At 49.7% G+C, this 15,883-nt stretch carries 10 protein-coding genes and 2 pseudogenes; 10 read left to right on the top strand and 2 right to left on the bottom strand.

Features of this window, described 5'->3' with window-relative positions:
• Positions 1–164: 164 nt before the first annotated feature.
• Positions 165–1,046: a chorismate mutase gene (locus tag ACMYUL_RS03285; protein ID WP_415772040.1), complete on the top strand. Its 882-nt coding sequence runs from the start codon at positions 165–167 to the stop codon at positions 1,044–1,046.
• A gap of 592 nt (positions 1,047–1,638) precedes the next feature.
• On the opposite strand, the pseudogene ACMYUL_RS03280 reads toward ACMYUL_RS03285, so the two are convergent.
• Both ACMYUL_RS03280 and ACMYUL_RS03275 read right to left on the bottom strand, forming a co-directional pair.
• Positions 1,639–1,971 (bottom strand): annotated as a pseudogene (locus tag ACMYUL_RS03280) (DUF705 domain-containing protein); the annotation flags it as partial.
• Positions 1,972–2,061: 90 nt separating this feature from the next.
• Positions 2,062–2,856 (bottom strand): inositol monophosphatase family protein, encoded by a 795-nt coding sequence (locus ACMYUL_RS03275; protein ID WP_029609465.1) that lies wholly within the window; start codon positions 2,854–2,856, stop codon positions 2,062–2,064.
• Between the two features lie 76 nt (positions 2,857–2,932).
• Here ACMYUL_RS03275 and ACMYUL_RS03270 point away from each other — a divergent pair, with 76 nt between their 5' ends.
• The 9 genes and pseudogenes from ACMYUL_RS03270 (at position 2,933) to ACMYUL_RS03230 (ending at position 15,846) form a co-directional block, all read left to right on the top strand.
• Positions 2,933–3,658 carry a 16S rRNA (uracil(1498)-N(3))-methyltransferase gene (locus ACMYUL_RS03270; RefSeq protein WP_101810278.1) on the top strand — a complete coding sequence of 242 codons (726 nt, stop codon included), beginning with the start codon at positions 2,933–2,935 and terminating at the stop codon, positions 3,656–3,658.
• Between the two features lie 199 nt (positions 3,659–3,857).
• Positions 3,858–4,820 (top strand): beta-ketoacyl-ACP synthase III, encoded by a 963-nt coding sequence (locus tag ACMYUL_RS03265; RefSeq protein WP_342031982.1) that lies wholly within the window; start codon positions 3,858–3,860, stop codon positions 4,818–4,820.
• Positions 4,821–5,273: 453 nt separating this feature from the next.
• A complete protein-coding gene (locus ACMYUL_RS03260; RefSeq protein WP_342031983.1) occupies positions 5,274–6,563 on the top strand; it encodes a DUF1294 domain-containing protein in 1,290 nt (429 codons plus the stop codon).
• A 19-nt stretch (positions 6,564–6,582) separates the two neighbouring features.
• Positions 6,583–7,509, top strand: coding sequence for an ACP S-malonyltransferase (gene fabD, locus ACMYUL_RS03255; protein WP_415772037.1), 927 nt, complete (start codon positions 6,583–6,585; stop codon positions 7,507–7,509).
• Between the two features lie 302 nt (positions 7,510–7,811).
• A complete protein-coding gene (msbA, locus tag ACMYUL_RS03250; RefSeq protein ID WP_342031984.1) occupies positions 7,812–9,665 on the top strand; it encodes a lipid A export permease/ATP-binding protein MsbA in 1,854 nt (617 codons plus the stop codon).
• A 27-nt stretch (positions 9,666–9,692) separates the two neighbouring features.
• Positions 9,693–9,812: pseudogene (locus ACMYUL_RS03245) on the top strand (IS5/IS1182 family transposase); the annotation flags it as partial.
• 70 nt (positions 9,813–9,882) lie between these two features.
• Positions 9,883–13,602, top strand: coding sequence for a glycosyltransferase (locus ACMYUL_RS03240; protein ID WP_415772034.1), 3,720 nt, complete (start codon positions 9,883–9,885; stop codon positions 13,600–13,602).
• A gap of 81 nt (positions 13,603–13,683) precedes the next feature.
• On the top strand, positions 13,684–14,688 hold the full coding sequence (locus ACMYUL_RS03235; protein ID WP_342031986.1) for a hypothetical protein: 1,005 nt from the start codon (positions 13,684–13,686) through the stop codon (positions 14,686–14,688).
• 93 nt (positions 14,689–14,781) lie between these two features.
• Positions 14,782–15,846: a hypothetical protein gene (locus tag ACMYUL_RS03230; protein WP_070515378.1), complete on the top strand. Its 1,065-nt coding sequence runs from the start codon at positions 14,782–14,784 to the stop codon at positions 15,844–15,846.
• The last annotated feature ends 37 nt before the right edge of the window (positions 15,847–15,883 follow it).

Below are 15,883 nucleotides of genomic sequence, written 5' to 3'. Positions count from 1 at the left end.
CGAATGGGGCTGAGTGGTGGGATACGGATTTCAGACGACCCGATATCTGACCATGTTGTTTAGATATTAAGGCAGACGGTTGGTGCACATACCTTTGTGTTGAGGTATTGTTTTGATAAAACGTGACTATATAATGCAGGTTCTATTGGTTTGAGGAGGTGTCGATGATTATCGTAATGCGCAAATGGTCGAGCGAGGAGTCTGTTCAACGGGTGGTGGATACGATTCGCAGCCGTGGCTTGCGGGAACATATTTCGCGTGGTGAAGAAAGGACGATTATCGGCGCGCTGGGCGACGAGCGGGTCTTCCATTCCAATGAATTGGCGCGGCTGCCCGATGTGGAGCGCGTGTTCCGGGTTCTGAACGATTGGAAAATCATCAGTCGGGAGGAGCAGCCTGAAGACAGCAAGATTTCGATACGGGGCGTGTTGTTTGGCGGCGAGAAGGTTTTGGATATTACCGTGGATATCAATCGGATTGAGGATGCTGATGCGGGATTTGTCGATCCGTTTTATCTGTCGGCACAGCCTTATGCAGAAATGGACAACGGGAGCGAAAAGGCGAGAATCCAACTGATGCAGCAGGATATTCAGCGGCTTCATGAACAGGGAAAACCGATTTTGGTGCGTATCCGCGATGTGCGTCAGATTGATGAGGCTTTGAAGGCGCAGGCAGACGTTTTGTATCTGGGCGGAGAGCTGATGGGGAATCGGGTCTTGTTGGATGAAGTGGGTCGTCTGAATACGCCGGTAGTGTTGTGTAAAGATAAGCATCATCGGGTTGATGATTGGCTGGAGGCTGCCGAGCACATCGCTTTGCGCGGCAATCACCATATTATCTTGGGCGAGGCGGGGACTTTGAGTTTCGAACCGGAACATGCTTATCGTTTGGATGTGGATGCAATTGTCAGGGTGCGGCAAACCTGTCATCTGCCGGTGATCGCGAACATCACGCGGTTGTGGCACAACGATATGCCGCAACATATCTTGTATCGGTTGGCGCAGGCTGCCGGTGTAAATGGGATTGTCGGTTCTGGGGTGGATTGATATTTCAGTTTTTTGCTGAATTTTGGTATAAAATGCTGTTGTGAGAAGTGGGCGTATATCTGCCTTATGTTGTTATCAATTCTTCAAGGCAGTTTTTGAAGCCGGATAATAGGATTGTAGATATACCCTATCTTTCAGCGGGATCTGTATGGCGTTTGCGATATTTATCGTGCTTAATCAGGCGTCAGGGCTGAGTTATCAAAACTGTAGATAAAAAAAACCATTCATACCAAGGGAGAAGTATGAATGGCCAATACATTGCGGGAAAACGTCTTACTTGCTGCACCGCCCAAAAGGGATAAAAGAGCGGTGTGTGTCAGCAATTTGAATTCTACCAGCATTAGTATTAAATGCTGTTAAGAAGTGAAATCTTTTGAATAAATTGCGCGAAAACTCCGATAGACGTTAATTTATTGAGATAAGCGGTATTAAACCCGTTGAATTTTAAATTTCATATGTCATATTTTTGCAACAACCATTTTGGAAGGTCGTCTGAAAAGCTGTTTTTCAGACGACCTTTTTGTACAAGAGATGTACAGGGATACACGGCAATTGCATTTTCATTCCGTCGGGCGAAATGCTGTTGTTGAGGTTACCCGTCGATTTGTCCGCTGTTGATAGGGAGGAAGTGGGTACAGAACCGCCATTCGTGTACCGCTTGATCATCGATATAGGCGTTCGGTTTGGGTAAAAATGCTTGGAAACATTCCGATATGCCCAATTCTTCTGCGCTGCGACGGGCGTAGTCGGCTCCTCCGCTGCTCCAAAGGTAAAGCATATGTCCGTTTTCATGCAGGCGGCGGACTTGGCGGATGACTTCGGGCATGGGAATGCGCGTACTGCCTACGCTTCTGACAAGGGTGTCGTCCACATCAATGAAAATAACGGAGGGTCTGTTCATCGGTTTGATTGTTTCGAAATGGGTGGATAATTCAAATAGGGTCGTCTGAAACTTTCCCTATTTCATTATGATTGTTTTGTTTAATCTGCCGCTGTATTTGCCGATAAAACCGGTTTACTGGTTCTCCCGTATCCATTTTTCCCAACGTTCGAACAGGGCAGGTTGCAGGGCGGCGATGACGGAGCGTTTGAAGACGTGTTCGCCGCTCCAGAAGTCGTCGCCTTCCAAAGTGGACAGGTTGCCGCCTGCTTCTTCAAAAATCAGAGCGCCGGCGGCGTAGTCCCACAGTTTTTGTCCACCGTGGACGTAAACGTCGTAGCGTCCGCTAGCGAGGTAGCACCAGTCGAGCGTGCTACTGCCCATGCTGCGGATGGTGCCGAAGGGGGCAAGCGTGCTCATGCGGCTGGTGAGTTTGCCGGAACGCAGGTATTTGATTTCGACGCCTGCGATGGCTTCGCTGAGTTTTTTGTCGACGGTGCGCAGGGGGAGTTGCGTGCCGTTGAGGTATGCGCCTTTGCCGCGTTCGGCGTAGAAACATTCGCCGCTGACGGGGTTGTAGATGATGCCGAGTTCGGCGCGGCCGTTTTTGACGAAGGCGACGGAAACGGCGAAATGGGGCAGTCCGTTGACGAAGTTGTTGGTTCCGTCTATGGGGTCGACGACCCATAGCCCGTCGGTATGCGCGTGCAGTTTCCAAAGGGTGGTTTGTTCTTGCACGCTCATTTCTTCGCCGAGCATGGGGCTGTCGATCAACAAGGGCAGGGCGGCGGCGAAGGCGGTTTGGGCGGCAAGGTCGGCTTCGCTGAGCATGGAGCCGTCTTCTTTGCGGTGCGACGGGGTATTCAGGAAGCGCGGCATGACTTCGGTTTGCGCGATGTGCCGGACGACTTTTTGCAATCGGTGTAACACTTTTTGTCCTTGTTTTTGCGGTTGGGGTGCGAAATCGTATAATCGCGTTATTATATCCGTTTTCACTTGAAGAACCATGTCCAGATTTTATCTGCCTGATGCTTTATATGCGGGGCAAGTCGTTGAACTGCCTGATAATGTTGTGCGTCATTTAAATGTTTTGCGCGTGCGCTGCGGGGAAGAGGTCGTTTTGTTTAACGGCAACGGCAAGGCGTATCCCGCGCGTTTGGATGTTTTGGAGAAACGCCGTGCCTGCGCGGAAGTGTTGCGCGAGGAGGAGGCGGACAACGAATCGCCGCTGAAAATCACGTTGGTGCAGTCGGTGTCGAGCGGCGAACGTATGGATTTTACTTTGCAGAAAAGCGTGGAGCTGGGCGTGGCGGCGATTCAGCCTGTGATCAGCGAACGCTGTGTCGTGCGCCTGAGCGGCGAGCGGGCGGACAAACGGGTGGCGCGTTGGCAGGAAATTGTGGTGTCCGCCTGCGAACAAAGCGGCAGGAATATTGTGCCGGAGGTGCGCCCGCTGCTGCCTTACCGCGAGGCTTTGAAACAGATGTCGTCTGAAACGACCAAGCTGTTGATGAGTTTGAACCGCGCCCAGAGTTTGCGTGCCGTCAAGCCGTTTTCAGACGACCTGATTTTTATGGTGGGGCCGGAAGGCGGCTGGACGGACGAGGAGGAACGATTGGCATTTGAGGCGGGATTCCAGTCGGTAACGCTGGGCAGACGGGTTTTGCGGACGGAAACCGCTTCGCTGGCGGCGATTGCGGCGATGCAGACGCTTTGGGGGGATTTTGTGTAACCGAGGTCGTCTAAAAACGGGATGGGAAGCGTAAATCCCTAGATGGTTTGAAAAGTAAGTTTTATTGAAATCATGGGTTTATATTTGTTTTTCAAGCCATTGCCTGCTTTACCTGTTTTACGCCTTCGCGGCGTTGGGCAATTCATCTGTTTTCGCTTACAATAGCCGATTATCCGAATCAACGCTCAAAGGCCTTCACATGCAATACGCCAAAATTTTAGGTACCGGCAGCTATCTTCCCGCCAACCGCGTCAGCAACGACGATTTGGCGAAAAAAGTCGATACGTCCGACGAGTGGATTACCACCCGTACCGGCATCAAGTTTCGCCATATTGCAGACGAAGGCGAAAAAACCAGCGACCTCGCCGCCGAAGCATCACGCCGCGCGCTGGTTGCAGCGGGTGTCGCTGCCGATGAAATCGATTTAATTATCGTGGCGACCGCTACCCCCGATATGCAGTTCCCGTCCACCGCAACCATTGTTCAACAAAAGCTCGGCATAGAAAACGGCTGCCCCGCATTTGACGTACAGGCGGTCTGCGCGGGCTTTATGTATGCCCTGTCCACCGCCAACGCCTACATCAAAAGCGGCATGGCGAAAAAGGCTTTGGTCATCGGCGCGGAAACGTTCAGCCGCATCGTCGATTGGAACGACCGCACGACCTGCGTTTTGTTTGGCGACGGCGCTGGCGCAGTAGTATTGGGCGCGTCCGACGAAGCAGGCATCATCCACAGCAAACTCAAAGCCGACGGCAACTATCTCGACCTGCTCAATGTACCCGGTCAAATCGCCAACGGGCAAGTTTGCGGTTCGCCTTACGTCAAAATGGACGGGCCGGGCGTGTTTAAATTCGCGGTCAAAATGCTCGCAAAAATCGCCGACGAAGTCATCAGCGAAGCAGGTTATACCCCCGATCAAATCGACTGGCTCGTGCCACACCAAGCCAACAAACGCATTATCGACTCCACCGCCAAACACTTGGGTCTGGACATGGAAAAAGTCATCCTGACCGTACAGGAACACGGCAACACATCCGCCGCTTCCATCCCGCTCGCGCTCGATGTCGGCATTCAAAACGGTCAAATCAAGCGCGGACAAAACCTGCTGCTTGAAGGCATAGGCGGCGGCTTCGCATGGGGCGCGGTGTTGGTTAAATATTGATTTTTTGTCCGTTTAAAACTTAAAAGGTCGTCTGAAACTGCGTTGGTGCGGTTTCAGACGACCTTTTTGATAGGAAAGCCGGGATTCGTATTTTGAGGGATGGGTTAGTTGTTTAAAGTGTAGAAGATTCAGGTTGGTAGTTGAAAAGTATAGTGGATTAACTTTAAACCAGTACGGCGTTGCCTTGTCTTGCCGTACTATCTGTACTGTTTGCTGCTTCGTCGCCTTGTCCTGATTTAAATTTAATCCACTATATGTTATGCAGAGGGGGAAGGGTGCTGTCTCTGTTGAGCATTGAAAAGAGGTCGTCTGAAAATGTGTCGTTGCTTCAAACCGACACCGTTTCAGACAACTTTTTATTTATTATGGTTAAAATCCACATGGATTATGATAAATTGGTATAATTTCAAAACTGATTATCCAATACATTTTTTTCCTTAATATAAAAATAAAATGAACCATAATAAACATTACGGGACAATCGCCCATTGGTTCGGGGAAATGAGCCGCGGCTCCATTATTTGCGACGAATCTTCGCAACGCATCTTTGCCAACCGCCAATCCCTACACCCCGATTATCAAGAACCTGAAACCGGACACCGTGTTAGCTTTCAAATTGAAACGGAAAACAACCGCGCCGTCGCAAGGGATGTCGAGCGTGTCAATCCGGGTTATAAAAACAATGACAGCGCGGTCATTACGCTGACCGACTGGGATTGGTCGAAGAATGGTGGTTATGGAATGGATGTTTCAAACGAAGGGCAGCCTGTGTTTGTGCTGGGACAGTTTCTTGCCGACCAAACCCGTACACCTCGGGCGGGCGACCGCCTTGAAGGCACGCTCCGTCGCCATCCCAACGGACAATGGCTGCTGGTCGATGCTGTTATCCGCAGTACGCCCGAGTCGGAGCCCGAGCCTGAGTCGATACACGCTGCGCCCTCGAAAAAAGCACAAGGTCAAACCGTACACTTTTTCCGTCCGGAACACGGTCCTAAAGTTGAAGTCAAAATCGAGCAGCCGTTGGTTGCCGAAACCCGTTATCCCGCTCCGAAATCCGCCCAAAAGAATCTGTTGCCGCCCAATCAGGTCATGAGCGGTACGATTACCACATGGGATGATGCCAAAGGCTACGGCTTTATCCGTTTCGGCGACGAATCCCAAAATATTTTCTTCCACATCAGTGCGTACCATTACAATACCAGCCGTCCGCAAACAGGACAGCGCGTCAGTTTCTACTGCAACCGCCCGATAGAAGGCAACCGCCAGCAAGCCATCAAGGTCGTCCGGCTGGGCGACGAAGCATTCCTGTTTGACGAATTGCCACCCGACTACAACAGGCTCAACATTGATATGCAGGCACTATTGATCAACAGCGTCATCGCTGTCATTTTCCTGACCGTTGTCGCCGTGCTTTCCAATAAACTGTTTTTCATTTACGTCCTTATCAGTATTGCCGCCTTCATCCTCTATCAACAGGATAAGCAGACGGCGATGGAGTCCGCGCGCAAAATCAGACGTAAAAACGAATACCAAAACCGTATCCCAGAAAATAAACTGCACGCATTCAGCCTGCTGGGCGGCTGGCCCGGTGCATTGGTTGCGCGCGCCGCGTTCCGCCACAAAACCAAGAAAGTTCCTTTTGTTCAGATTTTCTGGCTGACAGTGGCAATAAATGTTGCCATTACCTATGCCCTACTGATACATTACGCCGATAATCCTCTGACGAATTTTCTGAAAAACTAAACTGAAACAAAGGAATATCATGTCTTTTGCATTTTTCTTCCCCGGTCAGGGTTCGCAAAGCCTCAATATGATGGACGGCTTCGCAGGACAATCGGTCGTAAAAAACACCTTCGACGAAGCTTCTGCCGTCTTGGGTCAAGATTTGTGGGCAATGATTAACGGTACGGATGCCGAACTCATCGGACAGACCGTGAATACGCAGCCCATCATGCTGGCCGCCGGCGTTGCCGTTTACCGTGCTTATTTGGAAGCGGGCGGCAAAACACCTGCCGTCGTTGCCGGCCACAGCCTCGGCGAATATACCGCACTCGTTGCCGCCGGTGCATTGGATTTTGCGGATGCGGTCAAACTCGTCCGACTGCGCGCCGAACTGATGCAGTCTGCCGTACCACAAGGCGTAGGCGCGATGGCGGCGATCCTCGGCTTGGAAGATGAGCAGGTTAAAGCCATTTGTGCAGAAGCCGCGCAAGGCGAAGTGGTCGAAGCCGTCAACTTCAATTCGCCCGGACAAGTCGTGATCGCGGGTAATGCCGCCGCCGTCGAGCGCGCCATGAATGCAGCCAAAGAAGCGGGAGCCAAACGCGCGCTGCCGCTGCCTGTATCCGTTCCCTCTCATTGCAGCCTGATGAAGCCTGCTGCGGAAAAACTTGCCGAAGCGCTCAAAACCGTCGAAATCAGACAGCCGCAAATCCGCGTCATCCATAATGCCGATGTTGCCGCTTACGACGATGCAGAGAAAATCAAAGACGCACTCGTCCGCCAGCTTTACAGCCCTGTACGCTGGACGGAAACCGTCAACGCACTCGTTGCAGAAGGTATTACCGAATCCGCCGAATGCGGACCGGGCAAAGTGTTGGCAGGTTTGGCAAAACGCATCAACAAAGAAGCCGCGTGCAGCGCTTTGACTAATTCCGAACAAGTCGCTGCCTTTGTCGAAGCGCATTAAATTTGCCGCCTTTTATGTTTCAGACGACCTTTCTTAATGAAAGGTCGTTTTTTAATGCCTGTCGGTTGTGTTCGCATAGGGAGGTGCAGACAGCAGGAGGGTGTTTCTTATTCCAATCCACTATCAATTTATTTTGAACATTTAAGGTCGTCTGAAAAAACTTTACAGAAATAAAAATCGTTATTCATTTAAAAACAGCAATTTCGTCGCATCGGTAACTTCGTTGCGATATAATCATAGGCTTTACCAATCCGACAGATTGATAAAATATTCAATCTGCATTATTCCGGAACACCGAGCCAATGATAGAAAAACTGACCTTCGGCCTGTTTACCCAAGAAGATTCGCGCAGCTTCATGCGCTTGATGGCTTATATCCGCCCTTATAAAACACGCATCATCTTTGCTTTAATTGCTATCTTCGGCGTTGCCGCCACCGAAAGCTATCTCGCCGCCTTTATTGCCCCGCTGGTCAACCAAGGCTTCGCCCCGCCTTCTGCGCCGCCCGAACTCAATACCGCAGGTGGCATCGTCGCCACGCTGCAAAACTGGAAAGACCAATTTACCTACCTGATTTGGGGTACGCCCAATAAAGTCTGGGTTGTGCCGGTATTTTTTATCTTTTTGGTCATCATTCGAGGCATCAGCCGCTTTGTCAGCACATATCTGCTGACTTGGGTTTCCGTCATGGCAATCAGCCATCTGCGCCGCGATATGTTTGCCAAGATGCTGCAACTCTCTTCCAAATTCCATCAGGAAACTCCGTCCGGCACAGTTTTGATGAACATGGTGCAAATGGCGGAATCATCCATCAGCAACGCCAGTAATGTCTTTATCGTTTTGACCCGCGATACCATGATTGTCATCGGTTTGGTCTGCGTTCTACTGTATTTGAACTGGCAGCTCAGTCTGATTGTCGCCCTGATGTTCCCGCTGTTGTCTTTGTTGTCCCGTTATTACCGCAACCGTCTGAAAGACATCATTGCCAGCGCGCAGCAAAGTATCGGTACGCTGAACAACGTCGTTAACGAAGTCCACCAAGGACACCGCGTGGTCAAACTCTTTGGCGGTCAGAAGAAAGCGTCTGAACGCTTTGCCGAAGTCAATGACACCATCGTCCGTCTCGGTAAAAAAATCACGCAAGCCAGCGCGGCGCGTTCTCCGTTCAGCGAACTGATTGCGTCATTTGCTTTGGCCGTCGTCATCTTTATTGCCCTTTGGCAGAGTCAGCAAGGCTATACCACCATCGGCGAATTTATGGCGTTTATCGTTGCCATGCTGCAAATGCTCGGTCCGATCAAAAACTTGGCGAACATCAGCATCCCCATGCAGACCATGTTTATCGCTTCGGATGCGGTTTGTCAGTTCCTTGATACCGAACCTGAGCAAGACAAGGGCACCAAACATCTGAAAAACGTTTCAGGTCGTCTGAAATTCGAAAACGTCGATGTCCGCTACCACGAAGACGGTAAAAAAGCCTTGGATGGATTCAATCTCAACATCCGCCAAGGGGAACGCGTTGCTTTGGTCGGACGTTCAGGCAGCGGCAAATCCACGGTCGTCAACCTGCTTCCGCGTTTTGTCGAACCAAGCTCCGGCGCGGTTTATTTGGATGATGCCAACATCGAAGACATCAAACTCGACAATCTGCGCTCCCAATTCGCCCTTGTTTCCCAAGATGTTTTCCTGTTTGACGACACTCTTTTGGAAAACGTTCGTTACAGCCGTCCCGATGCAACTGAAGAAGAAGTATTGGCAGCCCTCAAAGCCGCGAATTTGCAAGACTTGGTTGAAAGCTCGCCATACGGCTTGAACCAGCCGATAGGCGCAAACGGCAACCAACTCTCCGGCGGTCAGCGTCAACGTGTCGCCATTGCCCGCGCCATTTTGAAAGATGCTCCCATCCTGCTTTTGGACGAAGCCACCAGCGCGCTGGACAACGAATCCGAACGCCTCGTCCAACAAGCCCTCGAACGCCTGATGGAAAACCGCACCAGCATCATCGTCGCCCACCGCCTGACCACTGTCGAACAAGCCGACCGCATCATCGTTATGGATGAAGGCCATATTGTCGAACAAGGCACGCATAGTGAGCTGATGGCTCAAAACGGCTATTACTCCATGTTGCGCAATATGCCTAAGCAGGTGGCAGGTTGATTTTCAGACGACCTGTCAGTCAGTTGAAGGACGATTTATAGTGGATTAAATTTAAATCAGGACAAGGCGATGAAGCCGCAGACAGTACAGATAGTACGGCAAGGCGAGGCAACGCCGTACTGGTTTAAATTTAATCCACTATATTTAAGAGGTCGTCTGAAAACACCGAGCTGCAAGACAAGGAAGGCTGCCGAACAGACAGAAAGGAACTATCCGCATGAATCATCAAGCCCAGTCCCCCACCGTCTCCGTGATGATCCCTTACTACAACTGTAAGGAATACATTGTAGAAACAATCCAGTCCGTCCTTAGCCAAAGCCATCAGAATTTTGAAATCATCATTGTTGATGACGGCTCCGACCCGGAACACGCCGATTATTTGAGGGAGTTTCTGGCGGACAAGCCCGCAATACGTTACGCCGTACAAAACAATCAAGGCGTTGCCGCCGCCCGAAATCATGCGGCGAGGCTGGCTGGGGGCAAATACTTCCTGTTTCTCGATTCAGACGACCTCATCCTGCCGGATTACATCGAAAAATGCGTCACGGTTTTGGAAAACAATCCCGACTGCAAGCTGGTGTATCCGTTGGCGGAATATTTCGATGCGCAAGAAGGTTTGTGGAATCTGCCGGATTATGACGGTTTGGAAAGCCTTTTGATGGGCAACCGTTTTCCTTCATCCGTCTCCATGCACCGCGCCGAAGATTTTGCCGCATTGGGTGGATTTGATGAAAACCTGACGACACACGAAGACTGGGATTTTTGGATACGCCTCTTAAGCAACGGCGGAACCGTTATCCGTATTCCGGAAGTGTTGTTCCGCTACCGCAAACGCCGTGACGGGTCATCGCTGATTAACCGCTTAGAGCAAAATCCTGATTTAAACCGCGAAGACTGGCAAAAAGTCTACGAGAAAAACCGCGCGCTGTTTATGCAACATCATTTGGGATATTCCGACTGTATTCAAAAAATATCCTTACTAGAACAACAAATCCAATCTTTATCCGAGCTAAACCTTCAATTGCGAGAAGACAATACCAATATGCAAAATCAAAACCAAGAATTGCAGCATGTAATGGCAAAACTGCTGCAACAAACCGAACTGTCTGCCAAGCAGACTGAGTCTCTGCAACAGCAAATCGATATGTTGATGCAGTTGATGGTGCGCAGCCAGGCAGCAGAAGAGCAATCGAAAGAACAAGAAAAACAAATCGAACTGCTGAAAAAACAAATCGATACCTTGCAGCAGGAAAAACAGTCGCTCGAACACACCATCAATACCTTGAACGAAAACAGACAATCGTTCGAGCAAGCCATACACGGACTCAATGAAAACCGTGCTTTATTAGAACAGCACATCCGTCAGGAAAGCCAACGATTGGCAAAATACAAAGGGTTGTGGACGGTTAAGGTATTCAAGCCGTTCGTTAAAACCGAACAGGCCATCAGCTCTGCCAACCGCTACCGCAAAGGCTTCCGTCTTTTGGTGCGCGAGAAGGGCAGTATCGGCAAGGCATATCAGTTTTTACGCCGCCATTACAAGCAAACCCATTCGATTAAAAGCGTGAAACAGCTTTTAAAAATGGTCGGTTCTTCGCCTGTTGTTGCACAGGAAATTCTTGGTGTTCAGGCAGACCCGATTCCGCAAACGTTTATCCAGCGACTGACCAAACATGCTGCCGACACGCTTGCACCCAAAGTTGCCATCATTGCCGAACTCAGTATTCCGCAATGCAAAAAATATCGCGTTATCCAAAAGCAGGAAATGCTTGAGGAGCTGGGCATTCCTTGTTCCGTAACTTCATGGACGGACAGCAACGAAGCCAAGAAACAGATTTCTTTGGCAAGTTTGGTGATTTTCTACCGCGTTCCCGGTTTTGACAGCGTGATGGATTTAATTGCGGAATGCCGTCGTCTGAATATCAAAACATTATGGGATGTCGATGATTTGATTTTTGACGAAGATGTCCTGAAAACCAGCAGTACCATCAATTCGCTTGAACCGGCAGAAAGAGAAGGCGTGATTAACGGCGCGAAACTTTACCGTCAAGCCATGTTGGCGTGCGACGAAGGCATCGCTTCGACTTCGGGGCTGGCAAAAGCCATGAAGGAAGCAGGTTTGGAGACCGTTTATGTGGTTGAAAACGCGTTGGATGATGAAACACTGGCAGCGGCACGCAGCATCGAAGGTCGTCTGAAAAAACAAGAAGACGGCTTGATTCGGATTATTTACGGTTCGGGCACCAAAACACACAACATCGACTTTTTGGAAGCCGCTCCCGCGCTTGCCAACATATTGAAAGAAAATCCGAATGTCAGGTTCAGAATCATCGGCTATTTGGAGCTGCCCGAATATTTCGATGATGTACAAAGCCAAATCGAGCGTATTCCGTTTTGCAACTATACGGAATACCTGACTTATTTGTCCGAATGCGACATCAGCATCGCGCCTTTGGAAAACTTCGTTTTCAACGATGCCAAGAGCAATATCAAATACCTTGAGGCATCGATTGCCAAAGTGGCATCCGTATGTTCGCCAAGGGCGGCTTTCGCAGATGTGATTGTCAACGGCGAAAACGGCTTTCTGGCAGACAGCGAACAGCAATGGCATGAAGCGTTCGCTACCCTGATTCAAAATCCCGAACTGCGCGACAGTATGGCGCAGGCGGCATACCGTACGGTTACGGAAACATACAGCCCGCAAGCCATCGGCAGCACGCAGCTTGCACCCGCCGTCCGTTTTGAATCTGCCGCAAAAGGGAAAACCAAAGTCTTATCGTTTAATGTTTACTATCATCCGCAATCGTTTGGCGGGGCGACCATTGTTGCCGAGCAACTGAACAAACTGCTTGCCGATGAAGAAGCCTACGAAATATATGCGGTAACGACCTTGCCGATGAAGAGCTGGCTGCCGCCGTACAGCGTCATCCGTTACGAATACGGCAAAGTGACCGTTTTCGGCGTTGCCGTTCCTTCAGAAGATGCGGCCGCCCACGAAAACCCGCGTTTTGATGAAGCCTTAAAAGATATCATCAAACTCGTACAGCCCGACATCGCCCATATCCACTGCATTCAAAGCATGGGCGTCGGCATGGTCGATATTTGTCGGGAAGCTGGTGTCAAAACCCTCGTTACCCTGCATGACGCCTGGTGGATTTGTCCGAACCAGTTCATGCTTGACGAAAATGAAGTCTTCCGCGAGCAATGGAATACCGAAGACGAACGGAGCAAAACCATAGCCCGCGCCCTGTCGAAAATCGATATGTTGCTTACGCCCAGCAAATATTTTGCCGAGCTGCATGAAAGAACTTTGGGTAGGAACGTCCTCGTCAACAAAAACGGCGTTACCCGCCCCTTGGGTCAAGTATCCAAACGGAAAAAAGACGTTATCCGCTTCGGCTATGTCGGCGGAAAAACCAAAATCAAAGGCGTTCATCTGATTTTGGAAGCCTTCAGGAAACACCGTTTCCCCAATACCGAACTGGTTGTTGTGGACAATATGCTCAACGTCGGCGCACGTTCGTTCTTTGACAGTGATTTCGACGGCGTGGAACGCTTCCGCATCGAACCTGCTTACAGCCAAGATACTATCGACCATTTCTTCTCGGAAATCGATGTTTTGCTGTTCCCGACACAATGGAAAGAAAGTTTCGGTCTGACGGTCAGGGAAGCAGTATTGCGTGATGTTTGGGTAATCGCCACGGATGCAGGCGGTGTGTCCGAAGACATTATCGACGGCGAAAACGGCACGGTCATTCCGTTTGACAGCGGCGTGGAAGAATTGAGCCGCGCCATTGCCGAAGTTTGCGAACGCTATCAAGCAATGGACGACGGCGCAGTCATTGAACTGCCGAAAAGCCATATTCGGACTTTTGTGGAACAAAAAGACGAATTGGCAGGCCTATATCAAGAAATACTGTCGAACCAAGCAGATTGATGTTTTCAGACGACCCTTTCGATGACCAAAGGGTCGTCTGAAAACACAGCCCCCATCGATTAACCGCATTACCCCCGAATCATGAATAAAAACATCATCCTTGCTGTTCCCTATATGTACGAACTCGACAAGTGCATCGAAAAAAACCTGCGTTTTTTGGGGTTCGACGTCGTCAACCTTTGTTACGACGACAGGGATTCTTTTTATCCCAATATGGCAAGCAGGGTGAAAAACCTGTATTACAAATATATTGCCAAAGACGGCGACTACAAAAAAGTTTTGAAATATAGCCGCTATCGGGATGACATTGCACGCAAGCTGGGTTCGTTAAACGGAAAAAAAGCGGATTACGCCCTGTGTATCCGCGCCAATATCTATCCTAAAGAAATCATTGCCGCCATTCGTGCGCACAGCGAAATATGTGTCAATTACCAATGGGACGGCATCGGGAGGTTCCCCGATATCTTGGAATATTTGGACTATTTCGATCAATGCTGGGTTTTCGACCCGCAAGATATTAAGCAGTATCCGGAATGCGGTTTCAAAGCCACGACCAACTTCTACTTCGATTTGCCTGTTCCCGAATTGCCGTCAAACGACGGCCTCTACTTCCTTGGTGGCTACGAATTGAGGAGGGAAGAGCAGACCAAGCATTTCATCAGCGAAGCGGAACGCCTCGGGCTGCCTTTGGATTTCCATATTTATTGCAAAGACGACCGTGCCGAAAAAGCCTTCGGTACAAAAGGCATTACTTATCTCGACCGCAGCAGTATCCTTAGTTTTGAAAACAATTTAAGCAAGGTACAAAGCTGCGGGGCTGTGGTCGATTTTGCCCAGTTTGACCATTACGGTTTGTCGTTCCGTATTTTCGATGCCCTGCGTTTCGACAAAAAACTGATTACGACCAACCAAAGCATACGGGATACCGACCTTTATCATCCCGACAATGTGTTTTTATGGGATGGCGGCAGCTTGGACGAATTGTCTGATTTCTTGGCGCGTCCGTATCAGCCGGTCAGTCCGGATATTAAAGAAAAATATTCGTTTACCCGATGGCTTAACCGTATGCTCGGTATCGGCAATTAATTAAGACGATTCAGCGTAGTAGCCGTTTTAGAAGTTTCCTCCATTGCCTGATTGTATTTTCAGACGACCCTTCCTCTTTACCGCACGACGATTATGAAAAAGAAAACCGTTATCCTGGCTATGCCGGAGCTGTTTAAAATCCACGAGCTCATCATTGAGAATCTGGAAAAATGCGGCTTCGACGTACTGTCCCTGACTTACGAAGAAAAAGAATTCAAATACAAAAGCATCTTCCAGCGCATGCAGAAAATCTGGTACCGCAACATCCTCGGACGAATGGATTTCAAGAAACGGGTGATGTTCCGTTTGGTGGAAGAGCGGTTGGAAGCGTTGTTGGAGCAATATCCCGAGCAGGCGGATTATTGTTTCATGATTTGGCTGGGCGCGTATCCGAAAGAGTTTATTTCCAAACTGCGCAACCATGCCAAGCTGATGGTTTATTACAACTGGGAAGCGCTGACCTTTTTGAAAGAAGATTTTGAAAATATCGAATTTTTCGACAAATTTTATTTCTTCGATCCGTTTGATCAAAACAAGCTGCCCGAATACGACCATGTATTGCATCCGACCACAAGTTTCTATTTCGACAGCTTCACGTCGTCTGAAAAAACCGAAAACAAAATCCTCTTTATCGGATCATACGCAGAAGACCGCAACAGCGACATCCGCGCATTCTGTGACGCCGCACGCGCCATCGGTTTGGATATCGACTTCCGTCTGGCGAGCAAGAAAATTGCCGAAGAGCAAGCCGCGCTGGGCATCCCCGAAGTGCAGTTCTTCTCGTTTGCCAACGCGTTGTCTTACCGCCAGAATTTAGAAGAAGCCGCCAAATCTTCCGTCTTGGTCGACTTCCTCAACCGCAAGCATTACGGCTTGTCTTTGCGGATTTTTGAGGCCATTGGTTTGGATAAAAAACTGATTACCACCAATCCGACCATCGTCCATTATGACTTTTACCATCCCGACAATATGTTCTACTGGAACGGCAGCAATCTCGACGAACTCAAAGACTTCCTGACCCGACCGTTTGCCCCCATCGCGCCGGAATTGAAGCGCAAATACAGCTTCAGCAACTGGATAAACTGCGCATTCGATATCGAGCCGAACATACCGATCGGACTGCCGCATATCGACAGGGATGCCATTAAGCAGATATAGCGGATAAGCAAATTTGCGGGACTGGCGGTACAAATAA

It is taken from the genome of Neisseria sp. CP9, assembly GCF_047758525.1.
Taxonomy (GTDB): Bacteria; Pseudomonadota; Gammaproteobacteria; order Burkholderiales; family Neisseriaceae; genus Neisseria.
The sequence above is the reverse complement of the archived record's forward strand: the minus strand, read 5'-3'. Positions and strand labels throughout refer to the sequence as shown.

Bases quoted from the DNA above. Each gene is read 5' to 3' on its own strand.
- ACMYUL_RS03285 (WP_415772040.1), top strand. From the start codon at position 165: ATGATTATCGTAATGCGCAAATGGTCGAGCGAGGAGTCTGTTCAACGG.
- ACMYUL_RS03270 (WP_101810278.1), top strand. From the start codon at position 2,933: ATGTCCAGATTTTATCTGCCTGATGCTTTATATGCGGGGCAAGTCGTT.
- ACMYUL_RS03235 (WP_342031986.1), top strand. From the start codon at position 13,684: ATGAATAAAAACATCATCCTTGCTGTTCCCTATATGTACGAACTCGAC.
- ACMYUL_RS03265 (WP_342031982.1), top strand. From the start codon at position 3,858: ATGCAATACGCCAAAATTTTAGGTACCGGCAGCTATCTTCCCGCCAAC.
- ACMYUL_RS03240 (WP_415772034.1), top strand. From the start codon at position 9,883: ATGAATCATCAAGCCCAGTCCCCCACCGTCTCCGTGATGATCCCTTAC.
- fabD (WP_415772037.1), top strand. From the start codon at position 6,583: ATGTCTTTTGCATTTTTCTTCCCCGGTCAGGGTTCGCAAAGCCTCAAT.
- ACMYUL_RS03260 (WP_342031983.1), top strand. From the start codon at position 5,274: ATGAACCATAATAAACATTACGGGACAATCGCCCATTGGTTCGGGGAA.
- ACMYUL_RS03230 (WP_070515378.1), top strand. From the start codon at position 14,782: ATGAAAAAGAAAACCGTTATCCTGGCTATGCCGGAGCTGTTTAAAATC.
- msbA (WP_342031984.1), top strand. From the start codon at position 7,812: ATGATAGAAAAACTGACCTTCGGCCTGTTTACCCAAGAAGATTCGCGC.